This is a genomic window from Ruegeria sp. HKCCA5426, assembly GCF_013034585.1.
Lineage (GTDB): Bacteria > Pseudomonadota > Alphaproteobacteria > Rhodobacterales > Rhodobacteraceae > Ruegeria.
In genome coordinates this window covers 281,829-296,868 of the sequence record NZ_WQGH01000001.1, presented here as the reverse complement: position 1 = coordinate 296,868, position 15,040 = coordinate 281,829, and the positions used below count along the sequence as shown (strand labels likewise).

The window sequence follows — 15,040 nt, the reverse complement described above, 5'->3', positions numbered from 1 at the left end:
ATGACACGCATATTCACTGCAATTCTGTTTCTATTCTTCTTTGGCGTGCGCGCCGTATTTGCGCAGCAAGACGCTGGCGTGTGGGTTCAGGTCGAGGCACAGCCCTCACTTCGTGAGGCGCAGGAACGGGCGCAGGCTTACGCCAACGTATTGCCAGACGTCAACGGATTTCGCCTCAACTCTGGCTGGTATGCCATTGTAATCGGACCATATTTGCAAAACGACGCCGAGCAGGTCCTGAGGGTTTACCGCGCTGAGGGCCAAATCCCCGCTGACAGCTACATCGCGTTCTCAAACTCATTGGAGCAGCAGTTCTGGCCCGTCGGAGTCAACATTCTGGACCGAGGGGTCGTAACGCCACCTGTCGAGCCTGCGGCCGAGCAGCCCGTGACAGGACTTACGCCCCAAGTTTCAGATGAAAGCCGCGCGCAAGCCCTTCAGAGCGAGCGTCTTTTGACCGCACAGGAACGTAAAGACCTGCAGACGGCGCTTCAGGCCGCCGGGTTCTATAACTCGACAATCGACGGCGCGTTCGGTCCGGGCACACGCCGGTCGATGGGCGATTGGCAACGATTCAATGGATTTGAGGCTACAGGCGTTCTGACCACCGCCCAAAGGCAGGCACTGATGGATGCCTACAATGCGCCGCTGATCAGTGTAGGCATGGCACGCCATACCGACCCGCAGGCCGGGATAAATATGGACATGCCACTGAGCGTGGTTGAATTCGAGCGGTACGAGGCACCGTTCGCTCATTTCAACGGCACCTCAAGTCTGGACGCCAAAGCCCTGCTGATCAGTCAGGACGGCGGCAAGGACACGCTGCGCGCGCTCTACGAAGTTATGCAATCGCTTGAGATCATCCCCTTGGAGGGCCCAAGACAGTTGCGCGCAGACAGCTTTATGATCGAAGGGCGCGGAAACGACATCGTGTCCTATACACAAGCACAATTGAAAGACGGCGCAATCAAAGGCTTTACCCTTGTCTGGCCCGACGGGGACGAGGCGCGCCGCGCCCGCGTTCTAGCCGCGATGAAAGCCAGCTTCACGACAACTGATGCCGTTCTGGACGCCGGTGCAGGGGCGAACACAGATCAGCGCGTCGACCTTGTATCTGGTTTGCAGGTGCGCAAACCGCGTCTTTCACGCTCGGGGTTCTTCGCGGATTCCAGCGGTACGGTTCTTACCGTTTCCGAGGCAGCCGACACTTGCGCACGCGTGACACTGGACGATGAGCAAGAGTTGCAGGTTGCCTGGACCGACGCGGATTTAGGTGTCTCTGTCCTGCGGCCCAAAAACAATCTTGCGCCGATCAGCATTGCGGAATTCAACTCTGACACGCCCAGAATTCAATCCGAAGTGGCGGTTTCGGGGTTCTCTTACGAGGGGGCATTGGGTGCTCCGACACTGACATACGGCCAAGTGGCAGACATTCGCGGCCTGAACGGTGAAGAAGGTGTGAAACGCCTGGCATTGGCCGCCCTACCCGGCGACGCGGGCGGTCCGGTTTTTGACGATAGTGGCCAAGTGGTTGGCATGTTGCTGCCAACACCGTCAGACGGGCGCACCCTGCCCGCCTCGGTCAGTTTGGCAGCGTCAGCGGCACGTCTGAACGAGATTTTGGATAAGGCTGGCGTATCGGGGCAGTCCGGGCAGGCCACGGCACAGGTTACCCCGAATGAACTGAATCGCCGGGCCACGGGAATGACGGTATTGGTTCACTGTTGGGACTAACCAAGAGCCCAGTAAACCAAAGCGCCGCTCATTCGAGCGGCGTTTTTTTAGACAATATCCGGAGTGACCCGGATCAGCGTCGGGACCGGAGCGTCGAGTGCTGCCCGCACAGTCTTTTGCATTTCATCCAAACTGGATGGTTCTGCCGACAACGCACCAAATGCCTCGGCCAGTTTGCAAAAGTCGGGATTGTGCGCAACGACAGCATTGGGCGCAATCTGGCCACGGACCATGCTGTCCTCAATCTCTTTTAGCTTACCGTTATCCCACAGGATTATGGGCAATGAGAGCCCCAATTCAACCGCAACGCCCAGCTCCATCATCGTGTAGTGAAAACCATAGTCGCCCGCGATGACGGCTGTCGGCTTTCCGCGGCGGGCCACGGCTCCACCGATTCCCGCAGGCAGCGCATACCCAAGGGTGCCGAACCCCGTGGGGTGATGCCAGAGATAGGGATAGGCCATATCCCAAACCTCTTTCGCGACATAGGCGAACTGGGTCATGTCTGAATAAATCATCGTATCAGCCGGCAACGCGTCGCGCAGTGCGTCGATCACGGGCACAACACCCGGACGCACGGCGTCGACTTCGGCCTTCCAACGGGCCCGGGCCTCGGCCACCTCTTCCTTCGCCCAACCGGTCGCGGGTTTCACATGGTCAATGGAGGCCCACAAAGCATGGGCGAAACTCTCACCATCCATTTGAAGTTTGACCGCAGCGCGATGGTGATCCGACAGCACTTTGGGATCCAGATCCACGCGGACAAGGCTTGCCGTGTTGCCCAATTCGTTACGCCACAAGTCAACTTCGCCCAGTTCTGCGCCCACCGCGACGACCAGATCGGCCGACGCGATCACCTCGGCACTGCCCGGCCGCGACAAGTGGGCCCCAAAATCCAACGCATAATTCAGACCGGCCATGCCCCGACCTGCAAAAGTCGAAAAACAAGCGGCCCCCAATTGCGTCAGTATCTGACGCCAAAGGTTCGACCGCGTGCCTCCACCCAAAATGAACAATGGCCGCCGCGCAATGTTGAGCATTGACAGAACCGGGGCAACATCCGGCGGCTTGACGCTCGTCCTGAGCCCGAATTGGTTTGGAAATGGCGCGGCATCAGCCTCAGCCTCAAGCTGGGCAATCGGCACCTGAATATGTTTGGGACGCGGACGGGCCAGTGCAAACTCTTCAAACGCGCGCTCCACCAAACCATAAGCGGCCTGCGCGGTGTTGGCCTGACACGACCAGTCAGCCACGGCCTCAGCCGCGGCGCGCTGATCCTTCATCTGGTGCAACTGACCGCTCGCATCCTGCGTTTCATCCAGACAGGACGAGATGACCAGCATCGGGACTGAATCCGAATAGCCCTGCCCCATCGGAGTCATGATGTTGCACAGGCCCGGCCCGGTTATCACATAGGCCACGCCGGGTTTGCCTGTCGCGCGGGCGTAACCGTCCGCCATAAAGCCCGCACCCTGTTCGTGCCGCGCCAATACGTGCGTTATGCCCGCCTCTTCGATACCGCGATACATCTCTTGGTTATGGACGCCCGGAATACCAAAGATCACATCCACACCACGCTCTTTCAGCATATGCGATATCTGCGCACCAAGCGGTCGTTTCATCAGCTTCTCCAGAATTGAACGGTGAACAGGGCATACACGGCCAGCAATTCGAGCCGACCCACCAGCATACCGATCGAAAGCAGCCACTTTGCCGTATCGCTTAGCCCTGCAAAATTACCAGCCGGGCCGATCTGTTCCCCCAGCCCCGGCCCCACATTGGCCAAGGCCGTCGCCGCCCCGGACACCGCCGTGATAAAGTCCAGCCCGGTCAAGGCCAATGCCCAGGCCAGAATACCCATCGAAAGGACGAAAAACATGAAAAAGCTCATGACAGAAGTCAGCACGTCCGTTCCGATGGGGCGCCCATCGTAAAGCGGCATAAAGACCCCATGCGGCGATCGAATGCGCCTGATCTGGGTTTTGATCGAGGCGAACAACAATTGATAGCGGAAAACCTTGATGGAGCATGCGGTTGATCCCGCGCACCCGCCGATCAGGCCAATCAGGAAGAAGACCATCACTGGGAAGCTTCCCCAGGTCATGTAGTTCACACTGGCGTACCCGGTGCCCGAGATGATCGAGGTGATATTAAACAGGGATTGCCGAAACGCCTGCTCCCAGTGATGCGGGAAGACCCACAGCAAAAACACCGTCATGACCAGCACCAGCACAATGATGGTGATCAGGAACGTCCGTATTTGGCTATCCTGCCAAAGGGACCGCGTATTGCCATTTGCAAGCTGCACGTACCGCACAAAAGGAAGCGCGGCGAGGATCATGAAAATTGCCGCAGCGTACTCGGTCGGCCCGGAAAACGCTGCGAACGAGTCGTCATAGTTCGAGAACCCGCCCGTCGCGATCGTCGTCATCGCATGCACCAAAGCGTCGAAAAAGCTCATGCCAAAGCCCGCGTAGACCAGAACGCAGACGAAGGTCAGAAACACGTAGATCAGAGAAATCTGCCCGGCAATCTCCTGCGCACGCGGCAGGATTTTCCCCATGGTTTCAAACCCTTCAGAGCGGAAGATCTGCATCCCTCCGACACGGAGTTCGGGTAGGAACACCATCGCCACAACGATGATCCCGATACCCCCAAGCCACTGGAGCACACCACGCCACAGCAGCAACCCCTGAGGAAGGTCATCCAACCCCGAAATAACGGTAGAACCGGTCGTTGTCAGACCTGACATCGCCTCGAAATAGGCGTCAACAAAGCGCAGCTCAGTCTCACCGAACAGAAACGGAATGGCACCAAAGAAGGGCAGAGCAACCCAAACTCCGGTGGTCAGCAAAAAGGTCTGTCGAATTGTCAGACCTTCCCCGACCCCGTTCGAACAGCTCATTGCCAGAACCACCCCGGTCAGGACAGTGATGACGCCGCTTTCAAAGAAAACGTGCCATTCGCCGCGCCCCTCGATCAGGTCCGCAATCAACGGCAAAATCATGGTCGCCCCAAGAATGGCGACCAAGAGGCCAATCACATATCCAACCGGGCGCATATCCGTCATGAGGCGCAGCGTTGGCGTGCCTGCACGACGGTGTCAAGCAATAGTCCGGTTTTACTTGGTCGTTTTGCCGGTCGGCACTGGCATTGCCGGAGGTTTGGACGGGGCACGCGTTCGCCGCACAGGGGCCGCAGGCTTTTCCGCTTCGGCCTTCTGCGCAACAGTTTTTACAACCACTTTGCTTGGCGCTGCCGGTTTTGCAGCCGCAGGTTTCGCGGCAGCCGGTTTTGCGGTGGCTGTTTTGGTAGCCGCAGGTTTGCTGGCCGCCGGTTTTGCAGCCACAGGCTTAACAGTCACAGGTTTCGCGGGTGCAGGTTTGCTGACCTTAGGTTTCGGGGCAACCGGTGCAGCCGCCACCTTGGGCGCGGGCTTTGCAACAGCGGGTTTGGCCTGGGCAGTCTTAGCGACGGGTTTACGCGCTGCAGGCGCTTTCGGCGCAGCAGGCTTTGCGACTGTTGTCCGACCAGCGCGCGCCGCAGGTTTCGCATCAGGTTTGGCCGCAACACTTGCTGGTTTAGCTTTAGCCGCCGCTTTGGGTTGAGATGATTCGGCCTTGGGTTTTGCAACTGTCTTCGCAGCCACAGCGGGCTTTTCTTTCACAGTCGGCGCGGCCTTGCGCGCCGTTTTCCGCACGGTTGGCTTTGCCTTTGGCTTGGCTTTTGGCTTGGGTGTAACCGGCTCAGGTGCAGACGAAGACGTGTGCAACGCATGCACCGAGACAAACGGCAACTCCAATGCCGATTGCGTCAAAATTTGCATTATTTTCATTTGGTTGCTAATCGCATAGCCCGCCATCTTGATGGCGGCAGCCTGAAATTCCAATGGCTGGATAATCGGGTTCATACGTAGTCTCTCCTCTGAAAACAACCCAGCCAGCCGAAGAGTAATAAGCCCTGCCCGCCGCGAAGTTTCGGGCGGAAAGCGATGTCGCGCAGTTTCAGGCGTCGCACGTCTCAGCTTCCTTCAGGAGTGGCCCGTACCGCCAAGAAACGGCCCTGCCACGGCTGCATTCCACATGAGCCTACTTCAAAGATTATGCTGTTGCAGCATTTTTCGCTGCGATGCGGCAAAAACATGCCGCAAGGTCAATACTGAGACCTTAAAACCTCACCCGACGTGAAACAGAGTTGAAAACAGCTTTGGGTCCAGGCTGGCTGACACAAATGTCGGCCCTTCCGTCAGGACAGACACTGCGTCATGGCTGTGCAGGCTTTCTTGATGGCTGGCGATAACGCGGAAATCACCCACGTGATGGTCCGCCAGCAACTCGGCGCAGAATAGCCGCGCGGCATCTTCGACAAAAATCGGGTTCGCCGCATTAAGCTCGGCAAAGGCCTGTTCGTCCTCGCGCTTGACCATGACCTGCGTCTCCGTGGGCACCGCGCGGCGGCACAACGCAATCAGATCTTCGAACCACAGGCAATCTGCATCACAGTCCACCACAACGGAAATACGCGCAACCGAGCGCTGCGAATGTGGTGTTGCCAATTGGCCGCGCGTGGACCGCGCGTGTTCGCTCAGTTCCAGCGAACAGGGACAGGTCGAGGAATACACATAGTCCAGATGCATGATCTTCTGGCGCACGCCGTTCTGTTCGACCAGTTCCAGCGCGATATCGTAGTACTGATAGCCCTCAAGTCCCGAACGCAGGCTTTTCACCTTGTCAGGATAGGAAAACCGCATCTGTATCCGCGCGTCAAAGCTGTCCAGATCGGTCATGTAATCGCTCAACGCAGCCTCCATGACCTCAAAACTGAATGTCCGCTCGGCATGTCTGTAAAAAGACCGCATGATCCGGGACATGTTGATGCCCTTTTTCTCGGCATCCAGACTGACCGTGCCGGTGACCGAGGTCTCAAGCGTCAGATCATCGCCCTGTTTACGTTGGAACCGGATCGGCAGGCGGAAGTTCGAGATGCCAACGTGCTGAATCTGCTGCTTTGCCCCACGGATCAGGCTGGACGGTCCGTTTTGAAGATCGGGCAGCGTGGAGCGATAGGCTGCGTCAACCTCGAACCCTTCGGGATACTCGCGCGACAGCGAGGGATAGTTAACCGGCACCAGCCCCGGAACAAGGCGCGCGATTGCGGGATCAAGCTGGCTGATCTCGGCCTCGGTCGCGGTCTGGGCCCATTTGCGCAGCGTCTTCAGCGCTGCTGCGGCTTCGTCATTGTTTGGGGCTTCGTCAATGTCACGGGGATGCACGTTCATCGATCGGGTTTCCTTGGGGTTGGTCGCCGGACTATATACAGCTTTGGCGTGTTTACCAATTATTCTCTATACGTCGGAAAACACAGTCCGGATCGAATTTCGGTGCGGGAAAAGCAATTTACCACCCCGCACACTAACCTTTGACAGAACCCTATCAGGTCTGGACGCTTCCTTATTGCTGAGAAGCGGCCAATGCCTGCCTGATATCGGCAAGCAGGTCGCCTGCGTCCTCAAGCCCAACCGAAAAACGGATCAGGCCCGGTGTGATCCCCAATTCATCCTTCTGCGTGTCACTCAGGCGCTGATGGGTCGTCGTAGCCGGATGGGTTGCAATCGACTTTGCATCCCCAAGATTGTTTGAGATCACCGGAATCGTCATCGCGTTGAGGAAGGCAAATGCAGCCTCTTTTCCACCCTTGATGTCCAATGACAGAACCGTGCCGCCCTTGCCGCCTAGTTGAGACTGAACCAAAGCGTTCTGCCCGTGTGTCTTCAGGCCGGGATACAATATGCGTTCCAGCGCGGCATCCCCCTCTAACGCCTCGGCAATGATCTGGGCAGACTCGGCCTGCGCGTTGACCCGCAAGGTCATCGTTTCCAGACCTTTCAACATCACCCACGCGTTGAACGGGCTAAGCGCCCCCCCGGTGTGTTTGAGATACGGCTCGATAGTTCCGCGAATGAAATCCTTGGTGCTTATGATGACGCCGCCAAGCGCCCGCCCCTGCCCGTCAATGTGCTTTGTTGCAGAATAAACCACCACATCCGCACCTTGCTGGATCGCACGCGAGAAGACCGGAGTCGAAAAAACGTTGTCGACAATCACGGTCGCGCCGACAGCATGGGCGAGTTTGGCAACAGCCGAAATGTCGATCACTTCGAGCGTCGGGTTCGACATGGACTCGAAAAACACGGCTTTAGTATCCGGGCGGATCGCCGCTTGCCACGCGTCCAGATCGGTGCCGTCTACAAACGTCACCTCGACCCCATAGCGGGTCAGGATGTTTTCAAGGATATACAGGCAAGAACCAAACAAAGCCTTGGCCGAAACTACATGGTCGCCCGCTTTCAGCATCGAGGTCAAAGCAGCATTCACCGCCGCCATACCAGACGCGGTGGCAAAGGCGTCCTCGCCCCCTTCCAACGCCGCGATGCGCTGTTCGAACATAGACACGGTCGGGTTTCCGTAGCGGGCATAAATGAACTCATCCGGGCCGGCTTCGATGAACCGTGCCTCGGCCTGTTCAGCGTTTTCGTAAACAAAGCCCTGCGTCAGAAAGATCGCCTCGGACACTTCGTTATATTGGCTGCGACGAATGCCGCCGTGGACGGCTTGGGTGCGTTTGTTCCAGCTCTCGCTCATCTCATTCCTCTCGGCCCTTGTCTGGCAAGGGCATCAAAAAAACCCCAGACGCGGTCAAGCGAAAGGGGCCTTTCATCCTGACCTTTTAGCGGTGTTGTTTAGCGTGGCCCGCAATCCGGTAACAAATCGCCACGTATTACCTTGCGCATACGCCTCAGTTGTCAGCGCGTCAACCCTGACCGGTGCAACGTCGCGGGTCCGCTTCGCCCCGCTCACCCAAGCGCCATAGCGCCCAGGCAAAACGGTGCCACAATATCTTGTGCTGGGCATACCGCCGCTGGTCACGGCTTTTTGCCTTATCTCAGTCACAACAGCTATTGCCCTTCGGTCAGAAAGCCCCATGATCCTCTCAACCTGAGGAGACATCATGATCGACTTGTATTTCTGGCCCACGCCAAATGGTTGGAAGGCCTCCATCGCGCTGGAAGAGATGGAGTTGCCCTACACTACTCATCTGATCAACATCGGTAAGGGCGACCAGTTCGACCCCGAGTTTCTGAAGATCGCTCCGAACAACCGAATGCCTGCAATCGTCGACCCGGACGGACCGGAGGGACAGCCGATATCGGTTTTTGAAAGCGGCGCGATCCTGATGTATCTGGCCCGCAAGACCGGCCGGTTCTATGGCACGACGGAGAGAGATCGTGTGGCGGTTGAAGAATGGTTGATGTGGCAAATGGGCGGCGTCGGACCGATGGCGGGTCAGGCGCATCACTTCCTTAAATACGCCCCCCAATTGGACCCTCCACAGGACCTGCCCTACGCGAAGGATCGGTATCGCGCTGAGGTTGGCCGCTTGTACGGTGTGCTCGATCGTCGACTGGCTGAAAACGAATACGTTGCAGGCGATTTCTACTCGATCGCCGATATGTCGATCTGGGGCTGGGCCAGCCTGTGGGAAGGCCAGCGGCAGGTGCTGGAAGACAAACCTCATTTCACCCGCTGGCTGGAAACCGTCAGCGCCCGCCCCGGCGTTCAGGCCGGGCGGGCGTTACACGCCGAGCTGCGAGGAGATCACCGAGACAAGCAATCGCAGGGGGTTTTGTTCAAGCGGTGAGGCTGGCAGATTTTTGAACCGCGCCCGACTTGAAACTGCTAATATTGTGGTCGGTGATCACCGGCGTCGGACTCACCACCGCCGAAATGCCGCGCCAGATCGTTAATCGGGCTGCGATACGGCAAATCCCTGATGCAGACTGAGTCCAACCCTTGAGATTGCCTAAGGTGTGACAGCAGGTGATCTGAGCCAAAGTCCTCGATCCAGAACCCAATGGACTCAAACAGGTTGGATTCGCTTTTCTGTGTGATGGTTGAACAGAGCGACCGGCCCTTTCTCTGCTCTACGCGCAGTTCCTGAAGGTCGTACCTGATATCACCTTCGATATCGTATCCGTACATAATAAGCTGAAAGCACGCACCCTGCTCTTGGATTCGTGTGCGCGTTGTCATGATTTCCGTGGTCGGCAAATATGTCGCGGGGTCAAACGTGTTCATCTCGAAGGAAGTGGTGAAAAAACCGTCGGCGTCTGCTGGCCCGGTGGCATGAAATCCGTCATCCGCATCCGGTTTCGCCTTCAGGATTTCAAATGCCGCATCGGCAGACAAGGGAACCGACACGCGGGACTTGTCACGTATGGATCGGGATGGGATCGCGATCAGGACAAACATTGACATGTACAGGCCCAACCACAGAAATATGCCACCGAAAACGACAATGAATATCGTCCACAATACCGCCATGACGCCTTGGTCTCTGGGCATATATGCCGGCAGTGTTTCCAGCAGCGGCAGGAACATGAGCAGCAACCCCAACACTGTCGCCGCGCAAATCGTATCCCACCAGACGCGTGGATACACCATGATCAAACTCAGAATAGCGGTCGTGCACGCCAAGGCGACCCCTGCCTTTATGATCGGGTTCGCAATTAAATCCGCAGACCCAAACAGAGATATCCCAGCAAACCATCCTAAGAACGGGAGTGCCAAGCTGACGACAATCAGCCGTCTCAATCGAAAAATGCGGTATAAATATTTGTTTTTCATATTTCTTTTTCCAATAGTTGAATTGATGCCTATCATTCAACTAGGGCGGCAATATGACCGAAGTCGGATTTCAGCGTTTTGCACGGGTTTTCCGTCGCGCCCGCATACTCCCCCCGCACCAACACATCCAGCATTTCCGAGATATCTTCGATCTCTTCCGCGATCACATGGGTCACCGAATGCGCACGCTGCATACGCCCCGTGACCCGCAACAACCGCCCCGAGATCACGGCGCGGCGAAAGCGTTCATAGATCGCACGCCAGACCACCACGTTCACGATACCGGTCTCATCCTCAAGCGTCAGAAAGATCACCCCCTTGGCCGTCCCCGGCCTCTGCCGCAGGATCACCAACCCGGCAACGGCCACCCGCGCGCCTTCGGGTGGGTCGTCCAGCCGCTTGGCTGGCAGACAGGCAGGTGGGCGCGGCCAGTCTCGGTTTGAAACCGTAGGGCGAACAGGGGCAACAAGCATAAGAACAAAAATAGAACATACAGCCAGAAAGTCCAGACATAGCGCGCCAAGTCGCAAATGAGGCTGGTCAGACCTAAATGCCTTCACTAAGGAAGAATTCGACAATCGAAAAAGGAAGACGCACGCAATGGCAAAGATCACCTATGTCGAGCATGGCGGTACCGAGCATACTGTCGAGGTCGCCAACGGACTGACCGTCATGGAAGGGGCCCGCGACAACAACATCCCCGGCATCGAGGCCGATTGCGGCGGCGCCTGCGCCTGCTCGACCTGCCACGTCTATGTCCATCCCGACTGGGTCGAGAAAGTTCCCGCCAAGGATGACATGGAAGAGGACATGCTGGACTTTGCCTTTGAACCCGACCCTGCCCGCTCGCGCCTGACCTGCCAGATCAAGGTCACGGATGAGCTGGACGGTCTGGTCGTTCAGATGCCGGAAAAACAGATCTAATGCAGTCCAAAGCGCCGCGCCTGCCCGCTCGCCTGTGGCAACGCGGGACCCGCGGCGCGCTGCTGGCGTTTGGGTTATGGTTTTCCGGAGTTGGCTTCGCCACCGCCGCCGACACTGTAACTGCCGCACGGTACACCGAACCCACCACACGCTATGCCCATGGCGTTTTGGGGGACGATATCGAATATGGTGCACTGGAAATCACCGTTGAAAGCACCGACCCCAAGGAACGGTCGAACGAACAGTCGGTACTAACGATCCGACTGCCGCAGGACCGGGTGTTCGAGGACCTCGCCCCTCGATTGTCAGACGTTGACCTTGATGGAACAAACGAGGTCATCGTCGTTGAAACCAGCGTGCACGAGGGCGCTCAACTCGCAATCTACAACGCACAGGGCGAAAAGATCGCAGCCACCCCCCATATCGGCACTCGCAACCGCTGGCTTGCCCCTGCAGGGATTTGGGATCTGGACAATGACGGCCAAATCGAAATCGCCTATGTAGATCGCCCGCACTTGGTCAAAACCCTGCGCATCTGGCGCTACTCGGACGGCAAACTTACTGAAATCGCTACTCTTCCCGGCCTGACTAATCACCGTATCGGAGATGCATTTATCGCTGGCGGTCTAGTCTATTGCACGACAGGTCCCGAACTGATCTTGGCCAGCGCCGACTGGTCCCGCATCATCAGTGTCACCTTTAGAAACGGCTGGATAAAAACCGATCTCGGTCCGCTCAAAGACCGCAAGACCCTTACCCAAACCCCGAACTGCTGATCCGCCCTTCATCTGGCTATAAATATCCCGGGGAGCCGCCATTGGCGCAAGAATTCAAGACGGGCGCAGCCCGGCAATTGGATTACAACGCGCGCCAGCCGATATCGCGGCGGAAAAATCCGCCGGGCCAGTCTATCCCGTCCACCATCGCATAGGCCCGGTCACGCGCGTCCTGCAAAGTCTCCCCCCGTGCAGTCACGTTCAGCACACGACCGCCCACCGCCAGAATTTGACCATCCTCAGCTTTGGTTCCCGCGTGGAAAACCATGTTCTTACTGTCTTCGGGAAGTGCGCCCAAATCTCTGATAACACTTCCCTTTTCATAAGTTCCCGGATACCCGTTCGCCGCCATCACAACGGTGATCGCATGGTCATCCGCCCAGTTCACGCGCGCCTCTGCCAAGCGCCCCTCGGCCGCGGCATGCATAAGGTCCATCACCTGCCCGCCCAGACGCATCATCAGCACCTGGCACTCCGGGTCGCCAAAGCGCACGTTGTATTCCACCAGCCTCGGCTGTCCGTCCTTGATCATGAGACCGGCATAAAGCACGCCCTGAAACGGCGCGCCACGACGCTTCATCTCATCCATGGTCGGGCGCACGATTTCATCCATTGCGCGTGCCTCAATCTCGGCGCTTAGAACCGGTGCCGGAGAATACGCCCCCATTCCGCCGGTATTCAGGCCGGTATCGCCTTCGCCGACGCGTTTGTGGTCCTGCGCTGTGCCGACTGACAGGATGTTTTCACCGTCACATAGCACAAACAAAGAGGCCTCCTCGCCCTCCATAAACTCCTCGATCACCACCTCGGCGCCGGCCCCGCCAAACGCGCCGCCGAACATATCGTCGATCGCCTCCAGCGCGGTTTCTTCGTCCATTGCAACGATCACCCCCTTACCGGCGGCCAAACCATCGGCCTTGACTACAATCGGCGCACCCTGTTCGCGAATATAGGCTTTGGCGGGGTCAGCTTCGGTAAACCGTGCATAAGCCGCAGTCGGAGCACCGGCGGCATCACAGATTTCCTTGGTAAAGCTCTTGGAGGCTTCCAACCGGGCTGCTTCTGCCGACGGACCAAAGACCAGAACGCCTGCCTCTCGCAACCGATCTGCAACCCCGGCTGCCAAAGGCGCCTCGGGGCCGACAATCACGAAATCAATCGCGTTTTCCTCGGCAAAGCTGACCACTGCGCCGCCATTCTCGATATCAAGCGCCGCGCACTCGGCGATCTGCGCGATTCCGGCATTTCCCGGCGCGACGATCAGCCGATCACATTTGGGGTTCTGCATCACTGCCCAGGCCAGGCTGTGCTCCCGCCCACCACTGCCGAGAATGAGGATATTCATGACTGCTCTCCGATCTGCTTGGCCTCGCCTTCCGCGCGTTCTAAGCTGGGCAGGCATTTGACACAAGGCGCTGAAATGTCCGACCTGCTTGACGACCCCATTCCCGGCCAAAACACCCCCGAATACAGCGTTTCGGACATTTCAGGAGAGGTTAAGCGCACGCTTGAAGGCGCGTTTGGCCGAATCCGTGTGCGCGGCGAGGTCGGACGCGTGTTCAAAGCGCGCTCGGGCCATCTGTATTACGACATCAAGGATGACCGAAACGTGCTGGCGTGCAACACATGGAAGGGCCAGATCTCGGGCTTGTCCGTGGTGCCGGAAGAAGGGCTTGAGGTTGTTGTAACCGGTCGCCTCACAGCTTTCGGTGCACAATCCAAGTACAACCTGAATGTCGATGAGGTCGCGGTCGCCGGACAAGGTGCCCTGATGGCGCTGCTGGAAAAACGCAAGAAACAGCTTGAGGCCGAAGGGCTATTCGCGCCAGAGTGCAAGAAGGTTCTGCCCTACCTGCCGCAGATCATCGGCGTTGCGACATCCCCATCAGGCGCTGTGATCCGCGATATCCTACACCGTCTGCGCGACCGGTTTCCGCGCAAGGTGCTGATCTGGCCGGTGGCCGTACAGGGATCAAACTGCGCACCCGAAGTGGCGAACGCCATTCAGGGATTCAACCGAATGACCCCCGGAGGCGCCCTGCCGCGCCCCGATCTGATCATTGTCGCCCGTGGCGGTGGGTCGATCGAAGACCTGTGGGGCTTTAACGAAGAAATCGTCGCGCGCGCCGCCGCCGCCTCGGATATTCCACTGATTTCGGCCGTGGGGCACGAAACAGATACAACACTGATCGACTTCGTTTCTGACCGACGCGCACCCACGCCGACGGCCGCAGCGGAACTGGCGGTTCCCGTTCGTATGGAACTGTTGGCCTGGACCGGAGAACAAAGCGCGCGTCTTTCCCGTTCGGCCACAGACGCGGTTCAACGCCGCGCCCAGCGTTTGCGCGATCTGTCCCGGGCCTTGCCACGACCGGATACCTTGTTGAACATTCCACGCCAACGTATTGATCTTGTTGCAGATAGACTGGCACCCGCGCTTGACCGAAGTGTTCAGAACCGGCGTTTGCGTGTCGTTGAGATCTCTGCACATCTGCGTCCGGCCACGCTGCGCAATCTGGTGGCGGCGCGGCAAGAGGCCGTTCGCAACCTGTCTTCCCGGCTGTCCCTGCGGCCAATCCAGCGCGAGATCGAAGCGCAGCGAAATAACGTCACCCGACTGGCGGAACGCCTGAGCGGCGCGCAGACCGCACGTCTCGACCGGATGCGCCAGAATCTTGAGGCGACGGACCGTCTGCGCGAAACACTCAGCTACAAAGCGACGTTAGAAAGGGGCTACGCAGTGGTGCGCGCAGAAGGTCAGGTCCTGACGACCAAAGAACAGGCTGGAAAGCACGCCTCCTTCGAGATCGAGTTCGCGGACGGTGTGCTAAGTACAGGTCAGGCAAACCCGTCACGTCCATCGCAGAAGAAAACGCCATCAAAGGATACTCCGGACCAGGGATCGCTATTTTAAGGGGCGCG

13 protein-coding genes and 1 riboswitch are annotated in these 15,040 nt (G+C 58.0%); of the genes, 6 read left to right on the top strand and 7 right to left on the bottom strand.

Annotation, left to right across the window (positions count from 1 at the left end):
• On the top strand, positions 1-1,734 hold the full coding sequence (locus GOV87_RS01465) for a serine protease (protein ID WP_171210575.1): 1,734 nt from the start codon (positions 1-3) through the stop codon (positions 1,732-1,734).
• A gap of 47 nt (positions 1,735-1,781) precedes the next feature.
• On the opposite strand, the gene GOV87_RS01460 is transcribed toward GOV87_RS01465, so the two are convergent.
• Together GOV87_RS01460 and GOV87_RS01455 are read right to left on the bottom strand one after the other, a co-directional pair.
• Positions 1,782-3,356 carry a thiamine pyrophosphate-binding protein gene (locus GOV87_RS01460; protein WP_171210574.1) on the bottom strand — a complete coding sequence of 525 codons (1,575 nt, stop codon included), beginning with the start codon at positions 3,354-3,356 and terminating at the stop codon, positions 1,782-1,784.
• Entirely contained in the window at positions 3,356-4,804 is a 1,449-nt protein-coding gene (locus GOV87_RS01455; protein ID WP_171210573.1) for a TrkH family potassium uptake protein, read from the bottom strand. Before GOV87_RS01455 ends, GOV87_RS01460 begins: the two co-directional genes overlap by 1 nt.
• Here GOV87_RS01455 and GOV87_RS20605 point away from each other — a divergent pair.
• On the top strand, positions 4,803-5,342 hold the full coding sequence (locus tag GOV87_RS20605; RefSeq protein ID WP_171210572.1) for a hypothetical protein: 540 nt from the start codon (positions 4,803-4,805) through the stop codon (positions 5,340-5,342). The genes GOV87_RS01455 and GOV87_RS20605 overlap by 2 nt on opposite strands.
• A 566-nt stretch (positions 5,343-5,908) precedes the next feature.
• Here GOV87_RS20605 and folE2 read toward each other — a convergent pair.
• Together folE2 and metZ are read right to left on the bottom strand one after the other, a co-directional pair.
• The gene (folE2, locus tag GOV87_RS01445) at positions 5,909-7,012 is read right to left on the bottom strand and encodes a GTP cyclohydrolase FolE2 (RefSeq protein WP_171210571.1); all 1,104 of its coding nucleotides are present in this window, start codon (positions 7,010-7,012) and stop codon (positions 5,909-5,911) included.
• 172 nt (positions 7,013-7,184) lie between these two features.
• The gene (gene metZ / locus GOV87_RS01440; protein WP_171210570.1) at positions 7,185-8,375 is read right to left on the bottom strand and encodes an O-succinylhomoserine sulfhydrylase; all 1,191 of its coding nucleotides are present in this window, start codon (positions 8,373-8,375) and stop codon (positions 7,185-7,187) included.
• Positions 8,376-8,440: 65 nt separating this feature from the next.
• A riboswitch (SAM riboswitch) is annotated at positions 8,441-8,518 on the bottom strand.
• Between the two features lie 224 nt (positions 8,519-8,742).
• Between metZ and GOV87_RS01435 the strand changes: the two genes are divergently transcribed.
• Complete coding sequence (locus GOV87_RS01435) at positions 8,743-9,432, top strand: glutathione S-transferase N-terminal domain-containing protein (RefSeq protein ID WP_171210569.1); 690 nt, start codon at positions 8,743-8,745, stop codon at positions 9,430-9,432.
• Between the two features lie 38 nt (positions 9,433-9,470).
• Here the strand turns inward: GOV87_RS01435 and GOV87_RS01430 are convergent, their stop codons facing one another.
• Both GOV87_RS01430 and GOV87_RS01425 read right to left on the bottom strand, forming a co-directional pair.
• Positions 9,471-10,235: a hypothetical protein gene (locus GOV87_RS01430; RefSeq protein ID WP_171210568.1), complete on the bottom strand. Its 765-nt coding sequence runs from the start codon at positions 10,233-10,235 to the stop codon at positions 9,471-9,473.
• 215 nt (positions 10,236-10,450) lie between these two features.
• Complete coding sequence (locus GOV87_RS01425; RefSeq protein ID WP_171210567.1) at positions 10,451-10,891, bottom strand: OB-fold nucleic acid binding domain-containing protein; 441 nt, start codon at positions 10,889-10,891, stop codon at positions 10,451-10,453.
• Between the two features lie 127 nt (positions 10,892-11,018).
• Here GOV87_RS01425 and GOV87_RS01420 point away from each other — a divergent pair, with 127 nt between their 5' ends.
• Both GOV87_RS01420 and GOV87_RS01415 read left to right on the top strand, forming a co-directional pair.
• Positions 11,019-11,342, top strand: a complete 324-nt coding sequence (locus tag GOV87_RS01420) for a 2Fe-2S iron-sulfur cluster-binding protein (protein WP_171121070.1) — start codon at positions 11,019-11,021, stop codon at positions 11,340-11,342.
• The gene (locus GOV87_RS01415; protein ID WP_254447291.1) at positions 11,342-12,118 is read left to right on the top strand and encodes a VCBS repeat-containing protein; all 777 of its coding nucleotides are present in this window, start codon (positions 11,342-11,344) and stop codon (positions 12,116-12,118) included. Before GOV87_RS01420 ends, GOV87_RS01415 begins: the two co-directional genes overlap by 1 nt.
• Before the next feature lie 82 nt (positions 12,119-12,200).
• On the opposite strand, the gene purD is transcribed toward GOV87_RS01415, so the two are convergent.
• Positions 12,201-13,463 carry a phosphoribosylamine--glycine ligase gene (gene purD, locus GOV87_RS01410; protein ID WP_171210566.1) on the bottom strand — a complete coding sequence of 421 codons (1,263 nt, stop codon included), beginning with the start codon at positions 13,461-13,463 and terminating at the stop codon, positions 12,201-12,203.
• 75 nt (positions 13,464-13,538) lie between these two features.
• On the opposite strand from purD, the gene xseA reads away from it, so the two are divergent.
• A complete protein-coding gene (gene xseA, locus GOV87_RS01405; protein WP_171210565.1) occupies positions 13,539-15,032 on the top strand; it encodes an exodeoxyribonuclease VII large subunit in 1,494 nt (497 codons plus the stop codon).
• The last annotated feature ends 8 nt before the right edge of the window (positions 15,033-15,040 follow it).